Source organism: Klebsiella sp. JB_Kp042, assembly GCF_040065275.1.
GTDB classification, from domain to species: domain Bacteria; phylum Pseudomonadota; class Gammaproteobacteria; order Enterobacterales; family Enterobacteriaceae; genus Klebsiella; species Klebsiella quasipneumoniae.
The window spans coordinates 19,501-36,259 of sequence record NZ_JBEAJL010000027.1 but is presented as its reverse complement, the minus strand read 5'-3'; the positions used below and the strand labels follow the sequence as shown (position 1 = coordinate 36,259).

Here is a 16,759-nt window from a genome sequence, read left to right as displayed (position 1 = left end):
GGGTTCTATAATTAAAACAGCTTCATCTGCATGCAAGGAAACACAGGGTGAGAATCGCCACCATCACCAACTGGGCCTACGGGATCACCGTCGGCCTGACGCTGGCATCCGGGAGCGCCATGCTCATGGCCTCCAGCGCCGACCGCGTCGAACGCCAGGCGGTACAGCAGCGCCAGGTCTTTGATACCCTCTCCGACGAGGTGGAAAACGACGCCTGGGCGCTGTCTGACCTCGCCCGGCTATACGTGGTTAAGCCCTCGCCGGAGACGCTGGAGCAGTACCAGCAGCTGCAGCGGACCGACAAAAGCATTGAGCTGCGGCTGGCCAGATTGAAAGATAACGGCGCCAGCCGCGAGGAGCTGGCGCTGCTGCACGATGGCCTGCAGATTGCCGCTGAACTGCAGGATGAACAACAGGCCGCCCTGACGCATGTCGCCCACGGCGATGCGCCAGCGGCCATCGCCGTGCTGTACGGCAATGCATACGAGACCGAGCTGGAACGCATGCAGACGCAGATCGATCGCTTCCGCCAGATGCTCGAAAATCGCGCCGCCGTCGCCATTGACCAGGCCACCGAACGCTCGCGGATCTGGCGCACCCTGTCGGAAATCATGGTCGGCCTGACCGCGCTGATGTTTTTGTTCGTCCTCGGCTTTATTCTCAAGCGGCGGGTGCTCTACCCGGTGGTTCGCCTGAGCGACGTGGTGCAGCGTCTCGCCTCCCAGGACTATGCGGTGGAGACGCCGCAGTTTACTCAGGTGGATGAGATTGGCGATATGGCCCAGGCCATCCGCATTTTTCGCGAGAACGGCCTGGCCCGCCAGCAGCTGGAGCAGCAGCGCGACGCTGACTGGGCGATCCGCGAACTGCTGGCGCGCATGACCCAGCGTCTGCAGGGCTGTGAAACCATTGAGGATGTGATTAAGGTGGCGGAACTGTTTGCGCCGAATATCGCCCCGACGATCCCCGGGAAACTGTATATTCTCGATACCGATCCCTGGCAGATGCGCTGCGTGGCGCAGTGGCTGGCGCCCGCCGGGGAGACGACGTCCTTTTCACCCGACGACTGTTGGGCGATACGTCGGGGACTCAGCCATCCGCCGGTGCAGGGCGAACCCGATATCACCTGCTATCATCTGCCGGAGGCGTATGCCGGCCAGTCGCTCTGCGTACCGCTCATCGCCCAGGGCGAAGCCATCGGGCTGCTGACCTTTCAGAACGTTACCGCCAGTGACGCTCCTTCCCGGGCCTACCTTGAGCTGATGGCGGAAGCGCTGGGCCTGGCGCTGGCCAATCAGCGCTTACGCAGCGCCCTGCTGGAAAAAGCGCTGTTCGATTCCCTGACCGGCCTGCGTAATCGCCATCATCTGGACGAAGCGCTGCATTCACAGATGGCGCTGGCGGTCCATACCCACACCCCGCTGAGCTGTCTGATGATCGACATCGATCATTTTAAAGCCATCAATGACCGCTACGGCCACGAGGCCGGCGATCTGGTGATTAAGAGCGTCGCCACCATCGTGCAGCGCGCGGTGCGCGATATCGGCACGGCTTTCCGCTACGGCGGCGAAGAGTTTCTGGTGCTGCTCCCCGGCCTTGACGAAGCCGAGGCGCACCAGTGCGCCAGCGAGATCTATACCCAGGTGCACGCGATGACGCTGCGAGATGGTCTGACCGAGATAGGCCAGGTGGATGTGTCGATTGGCATCGCCAGCTACCCGCAGCATACCCAAAGCGACAGCCTGCTGCGCGCGGCGGACGCCGCGCTGTACCGGGCGAAAGAGCTGGGCCGCTCAAGGATTGTCAGCTTTGGCCGCCTGAAGACCAGCTAACCGGGTGATTGCTCGGTCGCATTGAGCAGCGAGATAACTTTCCGCACCACCGCCGAACGGATATGGCGGTGGTAAACCATGCTCAGCTCACTCTCCGCCAGCCGGTCCTGAAGATCGATATACACCACGTTATCGAGGCGTAAGGCCCGCGCCGAGACCGGAACCAGGGCCACCCCGACCCCGGCGGAGACCAGGCTAATCATCGAGGTGACGTCGTTAATCCGCTGCGCCACCTGCGGCGTAAAGCCCGCGACGCGGCAGGCGTCAATAAACACCTGCTCCAGCCCGGTGCCCTGCGGATCGTCAAGCGAGATCCAGTTATCCGCGCGCAATGAGGCCAGATTGAGCGCCCCCACGCCCGCCAGCGGATGCTGTTGATAGAGCGCCAGGCAGAGCTTTTCCCGCACAAACGGCCTGACCACCAACGCCTCCGGCGGCGAGGCCAGCGGCGCCCGGATGATGGCGATATCCAGGCGCAGATCCAGCAGCGCTTCGTAGAGCATTTGCACATCGCCATGCACCAGCGACAGCTCAATCCCCGGCCAGTCGGCGCGCAGCTCGCGCAGCAGCCCCGGCAGTTTACTGTCGTACATCGCGCTGGAGACATACCCCAGATGCAACCTTCCCTGCTCGCCCCGCGCGGTGCGCTGGGCGTCCAGTGCCGCCTGGTCGACCATCTCCAGCGCCAGCCGCGTCTTCTGCCAAAAGGCCTCGCCCGCGGCGGTCAGGGTCAGACGGCGGTTGGCGCGGGAGAAGAGCACCACCCCCAGACGCTGCTCGAGCTGTTTAATCTGCTGGCTGAGGGCGGGCTGGGCGATATGTAACCGCTCCGCCGCCCGGTGCATATGTAACTCTTCGGCAACGACCACAAAATGGCGTAACGCTCGCAAGGACATGGCCGGACTCCAGGGTTTTATTGATAATAAAAATCTTATCAATAACGCATGAATGATGCAATTGATAACCATTAGCCTGCGAAGCATACTGTGCGCATCGACACGCTAAGGAGAACATCATGACCGCACCGATTCAGGATCTGCGCGACGCCATCGCACTGCTGCAACAGCATGACAATCAATACCTCGAAACCAATCATCCGGTGGACCCTAACGCCGAGCTGGCCGGCGTCTATCGTCATATCGGCGCCGGCGGCACCGTGAAGCGCCCCACCCGCATTGGCCCGGCGATGATGTTTAACAATATTAAAGGCTATCCGCATTCGCGCATTCTGGTGGGCATGCACGCCAGCCGCCAGCGGGCGGCGCTGCTGCTGGGCTGCGAAGCTTCGCAGCTGGCGCTGGAGGTGGGTAAAGCGGTGAAAACACCGGTCGCGCCGGTGGTGGTTCCGGCCGGCAGCGCCCCCTGTCAGGAGCAGGTTTTTCTGGCCGACGATCCGGACTTTGATTTGCGCACCCTGCTCCCGGCGCCCACCAACACCCCGATCGACGCCGGCCCCTTCTTCTGCCTGGGCCTGGCGCTGGCCAGCGATCCTGACGACGCCTCGCTCACCGACGTCACCATCCACCGCTTGTGCGTGCAGGGCCGGGATGAGCTGTCGATGTTTCTTGCCGCCGGCCGCCATATCGAAGTGTTTCGCCAGAAAGCCGAGGCTGCCGGCAAACCGCTGCCGATAACCATCAATATGGGTCTCGATCCGGCCATCTATATTGGCGCCTGCTTCGAAGCCCCTACCACGCCGTTTGGCTATAACGAACTGGGCGTCGCCGGCGCGCTGCGTCAGCGCCCGGTGGAGCTGGTGCAGGGCGTCAGCGTCCCGGAGAAAGCCATCGCCCGGGCCGAGATCGTCATTGAAGGCGAACTGCTGCCCGGCGTGCGCGTCAGAGAAGATCAACACACCAACAGCGGCCACGCGATGCCGGAATTTCCCGGCTACTGCGGCGGCGCCAACCCGTCGCTGCCGGTGATCAAAGTCAAAGCGGTAACCATGCGGCACAATGCCATCCTGCAGACGCTGGTGGGACCGGGGGAAGAACATACCACCCTCGCCGGGCTGCCGACCGAAGCCAGTATCTGGAATGCCGTCGAGGCCGCCATCCCGGGCTTTTTACAAAACGTCTACGCCCACACCGCGGGCGGCGGTAAATTTCTGGGGATCCTGCAGGTGAAAAAACGTCAGCCCGCCGACGAAGGACGTCAGGGACAGGCTGCGCTGCTGGCGCAGGCGACCTATTCCGAACTGAAAAACATCATTCTGGTTGATGAGGATGTCGATATCTTTGACAGCGACGATATCCTGTGGGCGATGACCACCCGCATGCAGGGGGATGTCAGCATCACCACCCTCCCCGGTATCCGCGGTCACCAGCTCGATCCTTCCCAGACGCCGGAATACAGTCCGTCGATCCGCGGGGAAGGTATCAGCTGCAAAACGATTTTTGACTGTACGGTTCCCTGGGCGCTGAAAGCGCACTTTGAGCGTGCGCCGTTTGCCGATGTCGACCCGCGTCCGTTTGCCCCGGAGTATTTTGCCCGTCTGGAAAACGGCCACGGTCAGTAAGTCAGTCAAGCGGGGCGACAGGCGCCGGACACGCGGCGTCTGTCGCCCGATTCAGCGCCATCCGGAGCGGATGGCGAAGGCGGGTTAGTTGATCGCCGCGGCGAGGTCTTTTTTCACCTGCTCACGCTGCTCGGCGGTCAGCACCTGGCTGACATCGAAGTAGTATTTCACGCGATAATAGCGCACCTGCTGATCCAGTTGGCTAAAGGCAGCCAGCTGCTGTTTGACTTTGGCTTCATCCCATTTCCCGGAGTGAATCACGTCGGCCAGGGCGCCGTCCTGATAGCCGCTGATTTTAATCTGGCTCACACTGTTTTCGAAGCCCTGACGCAGCGCCTGAATTTTGGCAATCTGATCCTCACTCAGCTTCAGGTGCTGGACGACCGGGTCCTGCGAGACAGACGGCACGTCAGCTGAGGTCGACGCCTGGCTGGCGGCGGTGAAGCAGGTGGTCAGCGCAATGGCGATCAGGGTGTTACGCAAGCGTGTATTCACAATGAGTTATCCTTCAGGCAAGTAAAAGAGACTGGATTATCATCGCGGGAATAAAGACTATCTGTAACAAAGCATTCGTTTAAAACTGGATAAGAAAAGAATGGCAGGTAACCGAAACCTGGCCCCGGCGGGGGCTCAGCAGCAAAGAAAGATATATTCATCCTTCCAGTAACGGCCCTGACCAATGATATCCCCGGCCGCAGTGATGAGCCGTTTTTGCTTTTCGGTTTCGATCCCCTCCACAATCACATGCCCGGTCAGGGTATGAATAGCCTGTAACAGCCCGGGCAAAGCGGGATCGTTTTCTTTGTCCCAGAAATAGTCTTTATCCACTTTGACGCAATCAAAGCGAAATCGCTCCAGCAGCCGGAACGTCGTTCGTCCGCGACCAAAGTCATCCAGCCAGACCGGGCAAAGCGCCGCCAGCGTGCTCAGCGCCGTCAGTTCACGGCCGGCGATAAATTCATGAAAATTCTCATTTATTTCCAGAGCAATGTATTTACAGGAGCGCAGAAAATCACAGAGATAGCGGTCGGTCAGAATAAAATGGCTTAATAAATCATCAATATTCAGAGAGATCGGCTTATTATCGACCTGGGAAAAATCAAATACGGAAAGCAACTCGATTTGTCGGGTAAATAGTGCAAGCTTATCGCTTTCGGTGAGCGTGGAGAAAGAAAACGTGGGCGCTGAGGTGTTATTTTGTGCGGGTGCTATAATGTCTTTAGTGAGCAATTCCCACGAGTGGTAGCCGCCACCATCGCTAATAGCGGGCTCCAGAACGAAGCGATAAGAGGTATTTTTCACGTTTTCTTTAACCATTTAAAAAATACCAGAAATAAGAAAGGGTTAAAGCATGTCATATATTTCCCGCTAACAAAAATAGTTTAAAATGATCGATAAGAAACATTCGATAGCTAAAAACTATCAAGATATAATTTATTGATCGGTAAAGTGAATTAATATAAATTTGCCCCCGCTGTCAGACCCGCGTAAATCACAATTAAAATATCGTTTCAAACCAGCCAGTTACAAGATAACCCCGCCGCCAGGCATGGCGACTTCATGCTTTTTCCCTGCAGGATAAAAAGCATGGTGTAATAAAAACGAAAAAAACAAGCCGCCAGTTTTTGTCATATTGTTATGCCGAAGATGAATAACGCATCACCCGGCACGCCCCGCCGGCCATGCCTTCTGCGGGCGATAAATCAGGCAGCCGGGTCAACGAAACGTCATATTTTCCCGCTACCTTACTGGCAGAAAAGGCGAAGCGGGAAAAGGGAAGTGAAAAGAATATACGTGGTTCCGCTGGCGCTGATGCTGATCATGCTCAGCGTCAGCGCGTGGCGGGAACCGGCTCCGCGGCATGCCGCCAGAGGGCTGTGCGTCTGGTTTGATGGCGCAATGGTCGACTGCCTGCAGAGGCAGCGGCTGGGCGAAGCGAGACCCGCTCACGCGCTGGTCAGACGATAAACCGGTACCCGCCGGGTGGTATTGAACAGATTGTCGCTGACCTCCACCTCCTCAGTGACAATAGCCATCCCGGACCGGCGCAATTGGGCAATGTCCGCCGCCACCCGCTGACTGCCGAACCAGAACAGGGCATCAAGCGCGGTAACCGGCAGGCCGGCGATTAATGCCTGGCGGAGTCGATCCCGGGCAGGTTTAATCTCCCGGGCGATCTGCTGGTACGGCGCCGCCGTCAGGCCCGTCGCTTCGACGCGACGAATGCGGTTTGTCAGGTGGTAATGAAAGCTCTCCGGTACAGCCTGTAAATCCTGCCTCAAACTGTAGACGCAGCCGTAACGTTTGCCGTTGAACACGGCGGCTTTACGGCTGAGCTGCAGCGTCTCGCGGACGTCGGCGATCAGCTGCGGCGCGCGCACCAGCAGCAGGCGAAAAGGCAGCTCGAAGCTGGTGACATAGTCGACGTTCAGTAACGCAATGCGCAGGCGCTCCTCTGCCCCGGCCTGCATCTGACGGCACTCCTGATAGACTTCGCGCCACTGCTCCCGCAGCCGCGACGTTTCACCGGCTTCGGTAAACTGGTATTTTTCAATATCGTAATCAACTCTCCCGGCCACCGCGCATTCCTTCCTGAATCAGTCCCGGCGTTATACTATCATCCTCCGGCGCTGTACCCTACGCCGAGCGCCGTCGCCGCTGTCGGTTATTTACGATAAAGATAACGGGTGATGACCACATCAAGAACAAACAGCAGGAAAATAACGCTGCTTAACCACAATAAGCCTGCGAATAAATCAAGTAATTGCATCGTTGTTCCCTCGCCGTTGGCCATAAAATATAAAGCCCCATCACCATAAAGTAGTTAAGAACTACCTTAACAGCCACAGAATAAAAATTATTTAGCGATATGAAATCCCGAGCCCTTGCAGGTTCATTTTACTGACATCAAATTGTCATCAAACAATGTCTATCATCAGCCGACGCCTCAGGATTGTTCCTGCCGTCATGGTATCGCCGGCAAACGCGCGACCGCACGGTTTAACAACACGGAATAATATCGCCCTACCCCACTCTTACTGTCATTGCATAATCTTATATCAGGCCCCATTGCCATTCTGCTGAATAATCCGGAAAGCGCGATAAGTCATAAACGCCCTGCTGATTGGTTGACCATGGAGAAATACGATGCCCAGCGAAAAAGCCCGCAGCCTTGACCATTTCTATGAATTACTGGCGACAGGACAACATCAGAAAATTGAACTCGATTTCGACGTCGCCGCGGACGATTTTTTTAAAATCGCCACCGAGTTTGGCGACATTGGCGCGAGGATCACCCGGCTGAATGAGCGATTTATTATTAAGATCAAGTCGCCGAAAGCCTAAGCCCCTGCCCGCCCTCTCTGGCGGGCGTCAGGCCAGCGGTCGTCGCCCGTCCCTTTTTCTTAACGAGTGCCGGTCTGCCGTTCGGCAAAATAGTGCGCCGGCGTCGTCCCCATCGTTTTTTTAAACAGGGTAATGAAAGCATTCACCGACTCATACCCCAGCTTAGCCGCCACGTTTTGTACCGAAACGCCGCTGGCCAGCTCCTGCAGGGCAATAATCAGATGCAGCTGCTGGCGCCAGCGTCCGAAGGTGAGGCCGGTCTCCCGCCGCATCAGGCGCGCCAGGGAGCGTTCACTCAGCGCCAGACGTTTCGCCCACACCGGCAGGGTACTGCGATCGTCAGGATGACTCACCAGCCTGTCGGCCATGGCGCGTATTTTGGGGTGTGCTGAGACGGGTAGATTCAGGCGCTGCGCCGGCATGGTCGCCAGCTCGTCAAGGGTCACCCGGGTCAGTCTCCCGGCATGGCTATCCGCCGCGTAGTCCGCCCCTTCGCGGGTGAGCCGCCCCACCAGCTCATGGATCAGGGAAGAGAGCGCCAGCGCGCAGCAGCTGTCGGGCAGCGCCGCCGCCCCGGGTTCAATAAACAGGTAGTTGAGGCGCGCGTTCCAGGTGGCGGTCACACTGTGGGCAATACCGCCCGGGATCCATACCGCGCAGCGAGGCGGCACGATCCACAGGTTATTTTCCGCCCGACAACGCACCGCGCCATACAGCACGATAATCAGTTGTCCTTTGCGATGGCTATGCACCGGCACTTCGGCTTCATACTCGACAAAATCAAGATGACGCGCGACGGCCGGGCAGGAAGACGCGTCCGGATCGTACAGCGTATTGGCAAAGGGTGATGGCATACGGTTGGCAATATTCAGGTATTTTTTGACAGAATAGAGTATTTCTCCGCAAGCGCAAGCCGGCAATAATCGGCGGCATGAACATCATCCTCTTTCGTCAGGCCCGCTGGCTGCAGGCCGCAGGCGCCGTCGCGCGCCGTTTCATGCCGCAAACACCCTCAGCCGCGCTGCGCAGCGATGGCCAGGCGGTGATCTATGCCGCGAAGAGTTTCTCCGCGGCGATGCTGGCTTACTATCTCGCGCTCTCCATCGGTCTGCAGCGGCCTTCCTGGGCCATCATCACCGTCTATATCGTCTCGCAGACCTCGGCGGGCGCCTCGTTGAGCCGTAGCGTCTATCGGCTGGTCGGGACCGTCGTCGGCGCGGCGGCCACCGTAATCATCGTGCCCACGTTCGTTAACCAGCCGATCCTGTGCAGCGTCGTGCTGGCCCTGTGGATCGCGGGTAGCCTCTGCCTGTCCCTGCTTGAACGCATGCCGCGCGGGTACGCCTTCCTGCTGGCGGGTTACACCGCGAGCCTGATTGGCTTTCCCGCCGTCTCCGCGCCCGGGACGATCTTTGATCTCGCCGTCACCCGGGTGGAAGAGATCGCCATCGGTATCTTATGCGCCGGCCTGATCCATCGCTTCGTGCTGCCGGTGCGCATCGCCGGGCGGTTTAACAGCACGCTGGCACAGACGCTGGCAACCGCTCGGCAGCGGATCGCCGATACGCTGGCAGGCAAGCCGGTGGCGGCGGAAACGCTGCGGCTGGCGCTGAGCCTGCAGTTTCTCCAGGGCATCAACCACCACCTGCCCTGGGATGACGGCCTGTCTGTCCCTCACCGCCAGGCGAGAAAAGCGATCCACGACCGGCTGGCGCGACTGTTGATCGTCAATGGCGAATTATATGACCGTTTACAGCGGAGCGGGCCGCCACCTGACGACCTGCAGGCGCTGCTGGCGGAGGCAGAGGCCTGGCTAACAGGCCCGCAAGCCGCCAGGTCGGCGCCCTCGGCAGACGGACTTCTCTCCCGCTGCGAGCGGCTCATCGTCCGGTACGCTGCTGACGCGCAGACCATGGACGAGGCGCTGCGGCTCAGCCTGGCGCGCCATCTGGCGGAAGCCATCCGCCTCCTGCAGGAGAGCGAGCGGCTGGCGGTGGCGGTTTATCGTCGGCAGTCGCCTGCCCTGCCCCCCGACGCCGGCGCGGCGAAGGGTTATGTTTTCCATCGCGACCCGCTCAGCGCCCTGCGGACTTCCTTCGGCGCCTTCGTCATCATCCTTAGCGGCTGCCTGATCTGGATAGGATCCGCCTGGCCCGATGGCGGCACCGCGGTCTCGATCCTCGGGGTCTGCTGTAGCCTGTTCGCCAGCTTCGACGCGCCGGCGGCGCATCTGGTGAAATACCTGATCGGCTGCGTGTGGGGCGTGCTGTTCAGCCTGCTCTACAGCTTCGTCCTGCTGCCGCAGGTGAACGAATTTGCGCTGCTGGCGGCGGTGCTCGCCCCGGTCTATCTGCTGGCCGGCTCGCTGCAGGCGCGGCCAGCCACCACCTTTATGGCGATGGGCATCACCCTGACGCTGCCGATATTGTGCGAGCTGGGGGCCAGCTACCGCGGCGACTTCGCGACGGCGATCAATACCGCGCTCGCGCTGTTTATCGCCGTCGGTTATGCGGCGTTTGGTATGCGCCTGCTGCAAACCGTGCAGGCGGAAACCGCTATCCGTCGACTGCTGACGCTGTGCCAGCGCGATATCCGCCGCGCCGCTCGCGGCCGGCTGGCGCACAATGCCCACCGCTGGACCAACCTGATGATCGACCGCACCGCATTACTGCTGCCCCGCCTGCCGCAGAGCGGACCGGCAGCCGGTCAGTTGCTTGACAAGATGCTGCGCGATATTCGTACCGGTCTCGCCGTGATCCATCTGCGCCGTCGCTATCAGCAGGCGGACAGTGCGTCGGCGGACGCAGTGCAAGCGCTCCTGGACGCGCTGAACTCGCAGCCGGACATGACGGCCCTGGAGCAACCGGTCAATGCGCTGCTGGCCCAGGCTTTACCGGCGACCGATGCCGCCTCGCGCGAACGCGCGGAAGCGCTCATCGCGCTGTATTGCGCCTTACACCTGCCTGAGGAGAGCCAGAACCATGCGTGACCTCGCGCTGGGCGGGGTATTTTTCCCCGGCCTGCTGATTGTCGGCCTTATCGCCCTGCTCGCTACGCTGTTGCTGCAACCGCTTATCTTCTCCGCCCGCGGCCCGGGTCGCCTGCCGTGCCGGCCGCTGTGGGGACTGTCCCTTTTTATCGCGCTTTTCTTCCTGCTCCTGCAGGGCGTTCACTCGCTGGGGTTATCCGTATGACACTGTATCTGACACTTCTGGGCCGCTATGCCCTGACCTTAGGCGCCGTCGCCGCCGCCGCGCTACTGGCTTTCATTTTCTGGAAACAGGAGGCGCAGACGCCCTGGACCCGCGATGGCCGGATGCGGGCCGACGTGGTGCAGATCGCCCCCAATGTCTCGGGGCCGGTGGCCAGCGTGGCGGTGAAAGACAACCAGTGGGTCAATCGGGGAGTGGTACTCTATACCATCGATCCGCGCTGGCTGAAGCTGGCGGTCAGCAGCGCCCAGGCGGAGGTGGAAGCCCGACGCCAGGAGATGGCGATGCGCCAGGATGCCGCCAGACGTCGGGCGCAGATCCAGGGCGTCATCTCCAGCGAAGATCTGAAACAGACCAACAGCGCGGCCAGCGTCGCGGCCGCTAACTACCAGGGCGCGCTGGCGGCACTGGCGCTGGCGCAGCTGAATGTAGCGCATGCCACCGTGCGGGCGCCGGTATCCGGCTACGTGACCCATCTCCGGCTGCGCCCCGGCGACTATGCCACCGCCGGGGTGACGACCGTCGCCATTATCGATGGTCAGAGCTTCTGGGTGGTGGGGTATTTTGAAGAGACCCGTCTGCGCCACATCCACATTGGCGATACCGCGCACATCACGCTGATGGGCTATGACCCGGTTATTACCGGCCATGTGGAGAGCATCGGGCACGGGATCGGCGATACCAATGATGAAACCGGCGCCCTGGGCCTGCCGCAGGTCGAGCCAACGTTCAGTTGGGTGCGGCTGGCGCAGCGTGTGCCGGTGCGTATCCATATCGATACCCTGCCCGCGGGGGTGGAACGGGTCGCCGGTCTGTCCGCGACCATTTCGGTCATCCCTGACCGGACGGCGCGGCGCGCCGGTCAATCATCAATAGCCGACTTGCTGTCCTCTCAGTGATAGCCTTCGCTGCCGGACACTTTGCCGCGAAAGACGTAATAGCTCCAGGCGGTATACATCAGGATCACCGGGATGATCAGCAGCGCCCCCGGCAGCATAAACACCTGACTGGAGGGCGGCGCGGCGGCATCCCACAGGGAGATGTGCGGCGGAATAATGTTCGGCCAGACGCTGATCCCCAGCCCGCTGAAGCCGAGGAATATCAGGCCCAGCGTCAGGATAAAGGGACGAGCGTGGCTGGCGGGGCGCGCGCTCAGGCGCCAGATCCACAGGCTCAGGGTCAGCACCAGGATCGGCACCGGCACGAACCAGAAGAAATTGGGCAGCGTAAACCAGCGTTCCGCCACGTAGCGCCAGCCCAACGGCGTCCAGACGCTGACCACCGCGATCACCACCATCAGCGCCAGCAGCACCTTGCGGGTCAGCTCGCGCATCCGCTGCTGCAGCGCGCCTTCGCTTTTCATGATGAGCCAGGTGGTGCCTAACAGCAGATTGGCCACCACCAGCCCCAGACCGCAGAACAGGTTAAAGGGGGTAAGCCAGTCCAGCGTCGAGCCGGCGAAGCGGCGGTCGGCTACCGCAAAGCCGTTGATAAAGGCGCCGACGACAATCCCCTGGCTGAAGGTCGCCAGCAGCGAGCCGCCGGCGAAGGCATAGTCCCAGAAGGTGCGATGCGAGGGAATCGCTTTAAAACGAAACTCAAACGCCACGCCGCGGAAAATCAGGCCGATGAGCATCGCCGTCAGCGGGATAACCAGCGCATCGGTGATCACCGCGTAAGCCAGCGGAAACGCGCCGAATAGCCCTGCCCCGCCGAGCACCAGCCAGGTTTCGTTACCATCCCAGACGGGCGCCACGCTGTTAACCATCACATCGCGCTCTTCGGCGTCATGCACCACGCTGAACAGCATCCCGATGCCTAGATCGAAACCATCCATCACGATATACATCAACGTGGCGAAGACAATGATGACAAACCAAATCACCGAGATATCGATGCTCATGATGCGTTCTCCTCATCCCGCACCGGCTCTGCCGCCGAGAGCGGACGCGCCGGGGTGCCTGCGGTTTGCGAGGTCAGCTCCGTCACCGGCTGCGGCCCTTTTTTGATAAGCCGGAAGATATAGTAATACCCCACGCCAAACACCGCGCAGTAGACCACGATAAACACCAGCAGGCTGATAGCCATCTGCAGCGTACTGTGCAACGACACCGCGTCCCGGGTGCGCAGCAAACCGTAGATCACCCACGGCTGACGGCCCATCTCGGTGGTCACCCACCCGGCGACCAGCGCAATAAGACCGGCGGGCCCCATACAGAGCGCAAACCACTGGAAGGGACGCGAATGGTACAGCCGCCGCCGATAGCGCAGCCAGGCGCTGCAGATCCCTAAGGCGATCATCAACACGCCCATCCCAACCATGATACGGAACGACCAGAACACGGCGGGCGAATAGGGCCGGTCCTCTTTCGGGAAATCTTTCAGGGCCGGCACCTGCTTATGCAGGCTGTGGGTGAGGATCAGGCTGCCCAGCGCCGGGATCTCCAGGCCATAGCGGGTCCGCTCCTCTTCCATATCCGGCAGGCCAAACAGCAGCAGCGGGGTGGCCTCGCCCGGCCGGTTTTCCCAGTGTCCTTCAATCGCCGCAATCTTCGCCGGCTGATGCTCAAGGGTGTTAAGGCCATGCATATCCCCCACCACCGCCTGGATGGGCGCCACCAGCAGCGCCATCCACATCGCCATCGACAGCATTTTGCGGATGGCCGGCGAGTCGTTGCCGCGCAGCAGATGCCAGGCGGCGGAGGCCCCGACGAACATGGCGCTGCTGAGGAACGCGGCGATCGCCATATGGAACAAGCGATACGGGAATGAGGGGTTAAAGATAATCGCCAGCCAGTCCTGCGGGATAAGGTGGCCATTTTCGAGGGTAAAACCCTGCGGCGTCTGCATCCAGCTATTGGAGGCGAGGATCCAGAAGGTGGAGACCAGGGTGCCAAGGGCTACCATGCAGGTGGTAAAAAAATGCAGCGCCGGCGGCACCTTGCTCCAGCCGAACAGCATCACGCCGAGGAATCCCGCTTCGAGGAAGAAGGCGGTCAGCACTTCATACAGCAGCAGCGGGCCGGTAATACTGCCGGCAAACTGGGAGAATCCGCTCCAGTTGGTGCCGAACTGATAGGACATGACTAATCCGGAAACCACGCCCATGCCAAAATTGACGGCGAAAATTTTCAGCCAGAAGTTGTAGAGCGAGCGCCAGACGTTATCCCGGGTTCGCAGCCACATCCCTTCCAGCACCACAAGGTAGCTGGCAAGGCCGATGGTGATGGCCGGAAACAGAATATGGAAGGAAACGGTAAAGGCAAATTGCAGTCGGGCCAGATGAAACGCGTCAAATTCAAACATAATCCGCACCCATCATTATGAAACGCCCCGGCCGCAGCCGGGGCTTATGCGAACATCACTTAGCCGATGATGACGTGTTTTGCTTACCGGCGCCCAGTTCAGCGCCGGTCAAAGGATCACCCTGTGGGTCAGACTCTGTTCGCTTCAGCATCGCTTTGCACAGCGCTTCCTGCTCCGGCGTCAGGCCGACAGAGGCGCTGCCATCTCCGCCATCCACGGCCGGCTGCGGATCTTGGACATAATCGAAGTGTTTGTCACTGTTCCAGCTGCCGCGTACTTCTCCACCTTCAGACATATTGTAGTAGGTGTTCGCGTACTCGCTAATGGGCGGCAGTTTGCCCGGCGGATAGTTGTTGCGAATCGACTGCAGCGCCTTCTCAAAAGAGAGCTGATGCGCCGCTTCGCGGGTCATCAGGAACGCCAGCGCGTCTTTTACGCCGGGATCGTCGGTCACGTTGATCAGCCGTTCATAGACGATCTTCGCCCTCGCCTCCGCCGCGACGTTCGACCGCAGGTCGGCGGTGGGTTCGCCGATAGTATCAATGTAGGCCGCCGTCCACGGCACGCCCGCCGAATTGGTCAGCGGGGTACCGCCGCCGTACAGTAACGACGTAATATGGCTGTCGTTGCCGTTGGCGGTGAGCGAACGATAGAGTTCCGCCTCGCTCTCGGTGCCCTCCGCCAGCGCCCCTTTGGCGCCTTTATTTAGCATGCCGACCAGGGTGCCAATGATCTCCAGATGGCTCAGCTCCTCTGTCGCGATATCCATCAGCATGTCTTTGCGGCCGGGATCGTCATCGCTTAATCCCTGAGTGAAATAACGACACGCGGCGGCCAGCTCGCCCTGAGGGCCGCCAAACTGTTCGAGCAGTAAATTCGCGAGCCCCGGATTGGGTTCAGCAACGCGCACGGTATACTGCAGTTGTTTCACATGACGAAACATAGGCCTGCCTCCTGGTTATTTTTTCGCTTCTACGCCGTCAGCATCTGAACGCAGGAGAAATTGCTCCGTGGTCTGAGGAATATGTTTGATCAGCCAGTCGGCCATGGCCTGCTCTTCCGCCAGGATGGCCTCAATGGCCGGAATGGAAGCGGTATCGCCCGCTTTTTCAGCCGCCGCCAGCAGAGAGGTATAGCAGGCGATCTCAAACTGCTCGAAGACGTATCCGCTGATCGAGCCTTTGACTATTTCATCGGAAGGAAACATCCCGCCGATGGACTGGCCGAGAGCCGCCATTTTACTCATCGAATCTTTAATCACCGAGCGCGAAATCTCGTTGCGGTCGAGGATCTCTTCCAGCACGGTAATTTGCCGTTTGGTCTCATTAATATGCTGTTCGATTCTGGCACGGAGATCCGGATAATTATCGATACGGCCAGCCATTGATTCCAGCATGGATTCTGCCTGTTTTTCCATGGCATGCGCATCTCGTAGCCAGTCATGATAATGTTCAATGTGATTCATCGTGATTTCCTCGTGTCAGGGAGCGTTTATTTTTCTGCTTTTTTATTAATATTACCTACCGCCAGGTCGGTTAATTTCACATCGGTTTGTTTTTCTTCTTCCAGGGTTTCGGCCAGCAGTTTGACCGCTTTTTTATAACCCAGCTGTTCCGCCAGGGTCACCAGGGTACCGTAACTGGCAATTTCGTAATGCTCGACCTTTTGCGCAGCGGCAATTAACGCGGCATCACGTACTTCATTTTTTTCCGTGCTCTCAACGACTTCATTGGCCTCTTCAATTAATCCTTCCATGGCCACGCATTTCATGCGTTTGATTTTCAGACCGGATTCCTGCTCAACGATCTGGTCGATACGTTCAATCTGGCCCTGGGTTTCTTCAAGATGAGCATTGAACGCCGCGCTGAGTTTTTCACTGGACGCCGCTCTGGCCAGTTTAGCCAGCCCGCGGGTTAATTGTTTCTCTGCGCTGTAGGTATCTGAGAGCAGGTGAATAAATACATCTTCAATGCTTTTCATATTCATAGAAATACCTTCCGGAGTCAGAAAATAACTGCGAGTCTGTGACAGACTCGCAGGAGATACTTTCACTTCAGGGTGCAAGGAAAAGGATAATCAGGAATTATCAGACTTGCGGCCACCGCCGTGGCTGTTTTGTCCGCCTTTTTTACCCGCTTCGGACGCACGCTGCGGATCATTTTTAAAGTTCCCGCCGCTGTGCTGACCACCTTTACGACCTGCTTCAGAAGCTTTTTCACGATCTTCAGCAAAATTTCCGGAACCACCACGATGCTCTGCCATATTTTCACCTCATGTATATCGGTTATGTCAGTACGATACGAAAATATTCCGTATCACTCGTCGTTCGATATTTAAATCTAGCGGGTAATGCTGGTTAGTCAAATTATTATCCGGTGCTTTCGATGTCTTTTAGCAGCAATTCGGAATAATTCTACAAAACACATCAAAAACAACCAGACGGCACATTTCGGCTAACTTACTGTGTTCAGGGAAATAATGCATAGAGACCACCCATGCGGCAAAGAATTATTTATACCGGCGGGTTACTCCCGTTGGGTTATATA

At 59.1% G+C, this 16,759-nt stretch carries 18 protein-coding genes; 6 read left to right on the top strand and 12 right to left on the bottom strand.

Features of this window, described 5'->3' with window-relative positions:
• Window positions 1-47: 47 nt before the first annotated feature.
• Window positions 48-1,832, top strand: coding sequence for a sensor domain-containing diguanylate cyclase (locus ABLV54_RS10125; RefSeq protein WP_348814060.1), 1,785 nt, complete (start codon window positions 48-50; stop codon window positions 1,830-1,832).
• Here the strand turns inward: ABLV54_RS10125 and ABLV54_RS10120 are convergent.
• Window positions 1,829-2,728, bottom strand: coding sequence for a LysR substrate-binding domain-containing protein (locus ABLV54_RS10120; RefSeq protein ID WP_023289227.1), 900 nt, complete (start codon window positions 2,726-2,728; stop codon window positions 1,829-1,831). The genes ABLV54_RS10125 and ABLV54_RS10120 overlap by 4 nt on opposite strands.
• A gap of 119 nt (window positions 2,729-2,847) precedes the next feature.
• On the opposite strand from ABLV54_RS10120, the gene ABLV54_RS10115 reads away from it, so the two are divergent.
• Window positions 2,848-4,350: a UbiD family decarboxylase gene (locus tag ABLV54_RS10115; protein WP_348814058.1), complete on the top strand. Its 1,503-nt coding sequence runs from the start codon at window positions 2,848-2,850 to the stop codon at window positions 4,348-4,350.
• An 84-nt stretch (window positions 4,351-4,434) separates the two neighbouring features.
• Here the strand turns inward: ABLV54_RS10115 and ABLV54_RS10110 are convergent, their stop codons facing one another.
• From ABLV54_RS10110 to ABLV54_RS10095, 4 genes are all read right to left on the bottom strand, one after another.
• Complete coding sequence (locus ABLV54_RS10110) at window positions 4,435-4,845, bottom strand: Spy/CpxP family protein refolding chaperone (RefSeq protein WP_050533959.1); 411 nt, start codon at window positions 4,843-4,845, stop codon at window positions 4,435-4,437.
• A 135-nt stretch (window positions 4,846-4,980) separates the two neighbouring features.
• Window positions 4,981-5,667 (bottom strand): EAL domain-containing protein, encoded by a 687-nt coding sequence (locus ABLV54_RS10105; protein ID WP_050533960.1) that lies wholly within the window; start codon window positions 5,665-5,667, stop codon window positions 4,981-4,983.
• A 428-nt stretch (window positions 5,668-6,095) separates the two neighbouring features.
• Window positions 6,096-6,251: a hypothetical protein gene (locus ABLV54_RS10100; RefSeq protein ID WP_048298651.1), complete on the bottom strand. Its 156-nt coding sequence runs from the start codon at window positions 6,249-6,251 to the stop codon at window positions 6,096-6,098.
• Between the two features lie 45 nt (window positions 6,252-6,296).
• Complete coding sequence (locus ABLV54_RS10095; protein ID WP_050533961.1) at window positions 6,297-6,929, bottom strand: helix-turn-helix domain-containing protein; 633 nt, start codon at window positions 6,927-6,929, stop codon at window positions 6,297-6,299.
• 568 nt (window positions 6,930-7,497) lie between these two features.
• On the opposite strand from ABLV54_RS10095, the gene ABLV54_RS10090 reads away from it, so the two are divergent.
• Window positions 7,498-7,695, top strand: coding sequence for a hypothetical protein (locus ABLV54_RS10090; protein WP_023289222.1), 198 nt, complete (start codon window positions 7,498-7,500; stop codon window positions 7,693-7,695).
• A gap of 59 nt (window positions 7,696-7,754) precedes the next feature.
• Here ABLV54_RS10090 and ABLV54_RS10085 read toward each other — a convergent pair whose 3' ends face one another.
• Complete coding sequence (locus ABLV54_RS10085) at window positions 7,755-8,549, bottom strand: helix-turn-helix transcriptional regulator (RefSeq protein WP_032452468.1); 795 nt, start codon at window positions 8,547-8,549, stop codon at window positions 7,755-7,757.
• A 77-nt stretch (window positions 8,550-8,626) separates the two neighbouring features.
• On the opposite strand from ABLV54_RS10085, the gene ABLV54_RS10080 reads away from it, so the two are divergent.
• Genes ABLV54_RS10080 through ABLV54_RS10070 form a run of 3 tightly spaced genes read left to right on the top strand, consistent with a single transcriptional unit; the run spans window position 8,627 to window position 11,806 of the window.
• The gene (locus ABLV54_RS10080; protein ID WP_050533962.1) at window positions 8,627-10,684 is read left to right on the top strand and encodes an FUSC family protein; all 2,058 of its coding nucleotides are present in this window, start codon (window positions 8,627-8,629) and stop codon (window positions 10,682-10,684) included.
• A complete protein-coding gene (locus ABLV54_RS10075) occupies window positions 10,677-10,889 on the top strand; it encodes a DUF1656 domain-containing protein (RefSeq protein WP_049014926.1) in 213 nt (70 codons plus the stop codon). Before ABLV54_RS10080 ends, ABLV54_RS10075 begins: the two co-directional genes overlap by 8 nt.
• Window positions 10,886-11,806 carry an HlyD family secretion protein gene (locus ABLV54_RS10070; RefSeq protein WP_050533963.1) on the top strand — a complete coding sequence of 307 codons (921 nt, stop codon included), beginning with the start codon at window positions 10,886-10,888 and terminating at the stop codon, window positions 11,804-11,806. Before ABLV54_RS10075 ends, ABLV54_RS10070 begins: the two co-directional genes overlap by 4 nt.
• On the opposite strand, the gene cydB is transcribed toward ABLV54_RS10070, so the two are convergent.
• The 6 genes from cydB to ABLV54_RS10040 all read right to left on the bottom strand — a co-directional run bounded on the left by cydB (window position 11,800) and on the right by ABLV54_RS10040 (window position 16,475).
• A complete protein-coding gene (gene cydB / locus ABLV54_RS10065) occupies window positions 11,800-12,810 on the bottom strand; it encodes a cytochrome d ubiquinol oxidase subunit II (protein WP_348814053.1) in 1,011 nt (336 codons plus the stop codon). The genes ABLV54_RS10070 and cydB overlap by 7 nt on opposite strands.
• Window positions 12,807-14,213 (bottom strand): cytochrome ubiquinol oxidase subunit I, encoded by a 1,407-nt coding sequence (locus ABLV54_RS10060; protein ID WP_023289216.1) that lies wholly within the window; start codon window positions 14,211-14,213, stop codon window positions 12,807-12,809. The genes cydB and ABLV54_RS10060 overlap by 4 nt, the downstream gene beginning before the upstream one ends.
• 55 nt (window positions 14,214-14,268) lie before the next feature.
• Window positions 14,269-15,156 (bottom strand): manganese catalase family protein, encoded by an 888-nt coding sequence (locus tag ABLV54_RS10055; protein WP_050533966.1) that lies wholly within the window; start codon window positions 15,154-15,156, stop codon window positions 14,269-14,271.
• A gap of 15 nt (window positions 15,157-15,171) precedes the next feature.
• Window positions 15,172-15,678, bottom strand: coding sequence for a ferritin-like domain-containing protein (locus tag ABLV54_RS10050; protein WP_023289214.1), 507 nt, complete (start codon window positions 15,676-15,678; stop codon window positions 15,172-15,174).
• A 26-nt stretch (window positions 15,679-15,704) separates the two neighbouring features.
• On the bottom strand, window positions 15,705-16,199 hold the full coding sequence (locus ABLV54_RS10045; RefSeq protein ID WP_023289213.1) for a ferritin-like domain-containing protein: 495 nt from the start codon (window positions 16,197-16,199) through the stop codon (window positions 15,705-15,707).
• Between the two features lie 90 nt (window positions 16,200-16,289).
• Complete coding sequence (locus ABLV54_RS10040; RefSeq protein ID WP_004150795.1) at window positions 16,290-16,475, bottom strand: general stress protein; 186 nt, start codon at window positions 16,473-16,475, stop codon at window positions 16,290-16,292.
• Window positions 16,476-16,759 lie beyond the last annotated feature (284 nt).

Bases quoted from the DNA above. Each gene is read 5' to 3' on its own strand.
- ABLV54_RS10120 (WP_023289227.1), bottom strand. From the start codon at position 2,728: ATGTCCTTGCGAGCGTTACGCCATTTTGTGGTCGTTGCCGAAGAGTTA.
- ABLV54_RS10115 (WP_348814058.1), top strand. From the start codon at position 2,848: ATGACCGCACCGATTCAGGATCTGCGCGACGCCATCGCACTGCTGCAA.
- ABLV54_RS10105 (WP_050533960.1), bottom strand. From the start codon at position 5,667: ATGGTTAAAGAAAACGTGAAAAATACCTCTTATCGCTTCGTTCTGGAG.
- ABLV54_RS10090 (WP_023289222.1), top strand. From the start codon at position 7,498: ATGCCCAGCGAAAAAGCCCGCAGCCTTGACCATTTCTATGAATTACTG.
- ABLV54_RS10085 (WP_032452468.1), bottom strand. From the start codon at position 8,549: ATGCCATCACCCTTTGCCAATACGCTGTACGATCCGGACGCGTCTTCC.
- ABLV54_RS10080 (WP_050533962.1), top strand. From the start codon at position 8,627: ATGAACATCATCCTCTTTCGTCAGGCCCGCTGGCTGCAGGCCGCAGGC.
- ABLV54_RS10075 (WP_049014926.1), top strand. From the start codon at position 10,677: ATGCGTGACCTCGCGCTGGGCGGGGTATTTTTCCCCGGCCTGCTGATT.
- ABLV54_RS10070 (WP_050533963.1), top strand. From the start codon at position 10,886: ATGACACTGTATCTGACACTTCTGGGCCGCTATGCCCTGACCTTAGGC.
- cydB (WP_348814053.1), bottom strand. From the start codon at position 12,810: ATGAGCATCGATATCTCGGTGATTTGGTTTGTCATCATTGTCTTCGCC.
- ABLV54_RS10060 (WP_023289216.1), bottom strand. From the start codon at position 14,213: ATGTTTGAATTTGACGCGTTTCATCTGGCCCGACTGCAATTTGCCTTT.
- ABLV54_RS10055 (WP_050533966.1), bottom strand. From the start codon at position 15,156: ATGTTTCGTCATGTGAAACAACTGCAGTATACCGTGCGCGTTGCTGAA.
- ABLV54_RS10050 (WP_023289214.1), bottom strand. From the start codon at position 15,678: ATGAATCACATTGAACATTATCATGACTGGCTACGAGATGCGCATGCC.
- ABLV54_RS10045 (WP_023289213.1), bottom strand. From the start codon at position 16,199: ATGAATATGAAAAGCATTGAAGATGTATTTATTCACCTGCTCTCAGAT.
- ABLV54_RS10040 (WP_004150795.1), bottom strand. From the start codon at position 16,475: ATGGCAGAGCATCGTGGTGGTTCCGGAAATTTTGCTGAAGATCGTGAA.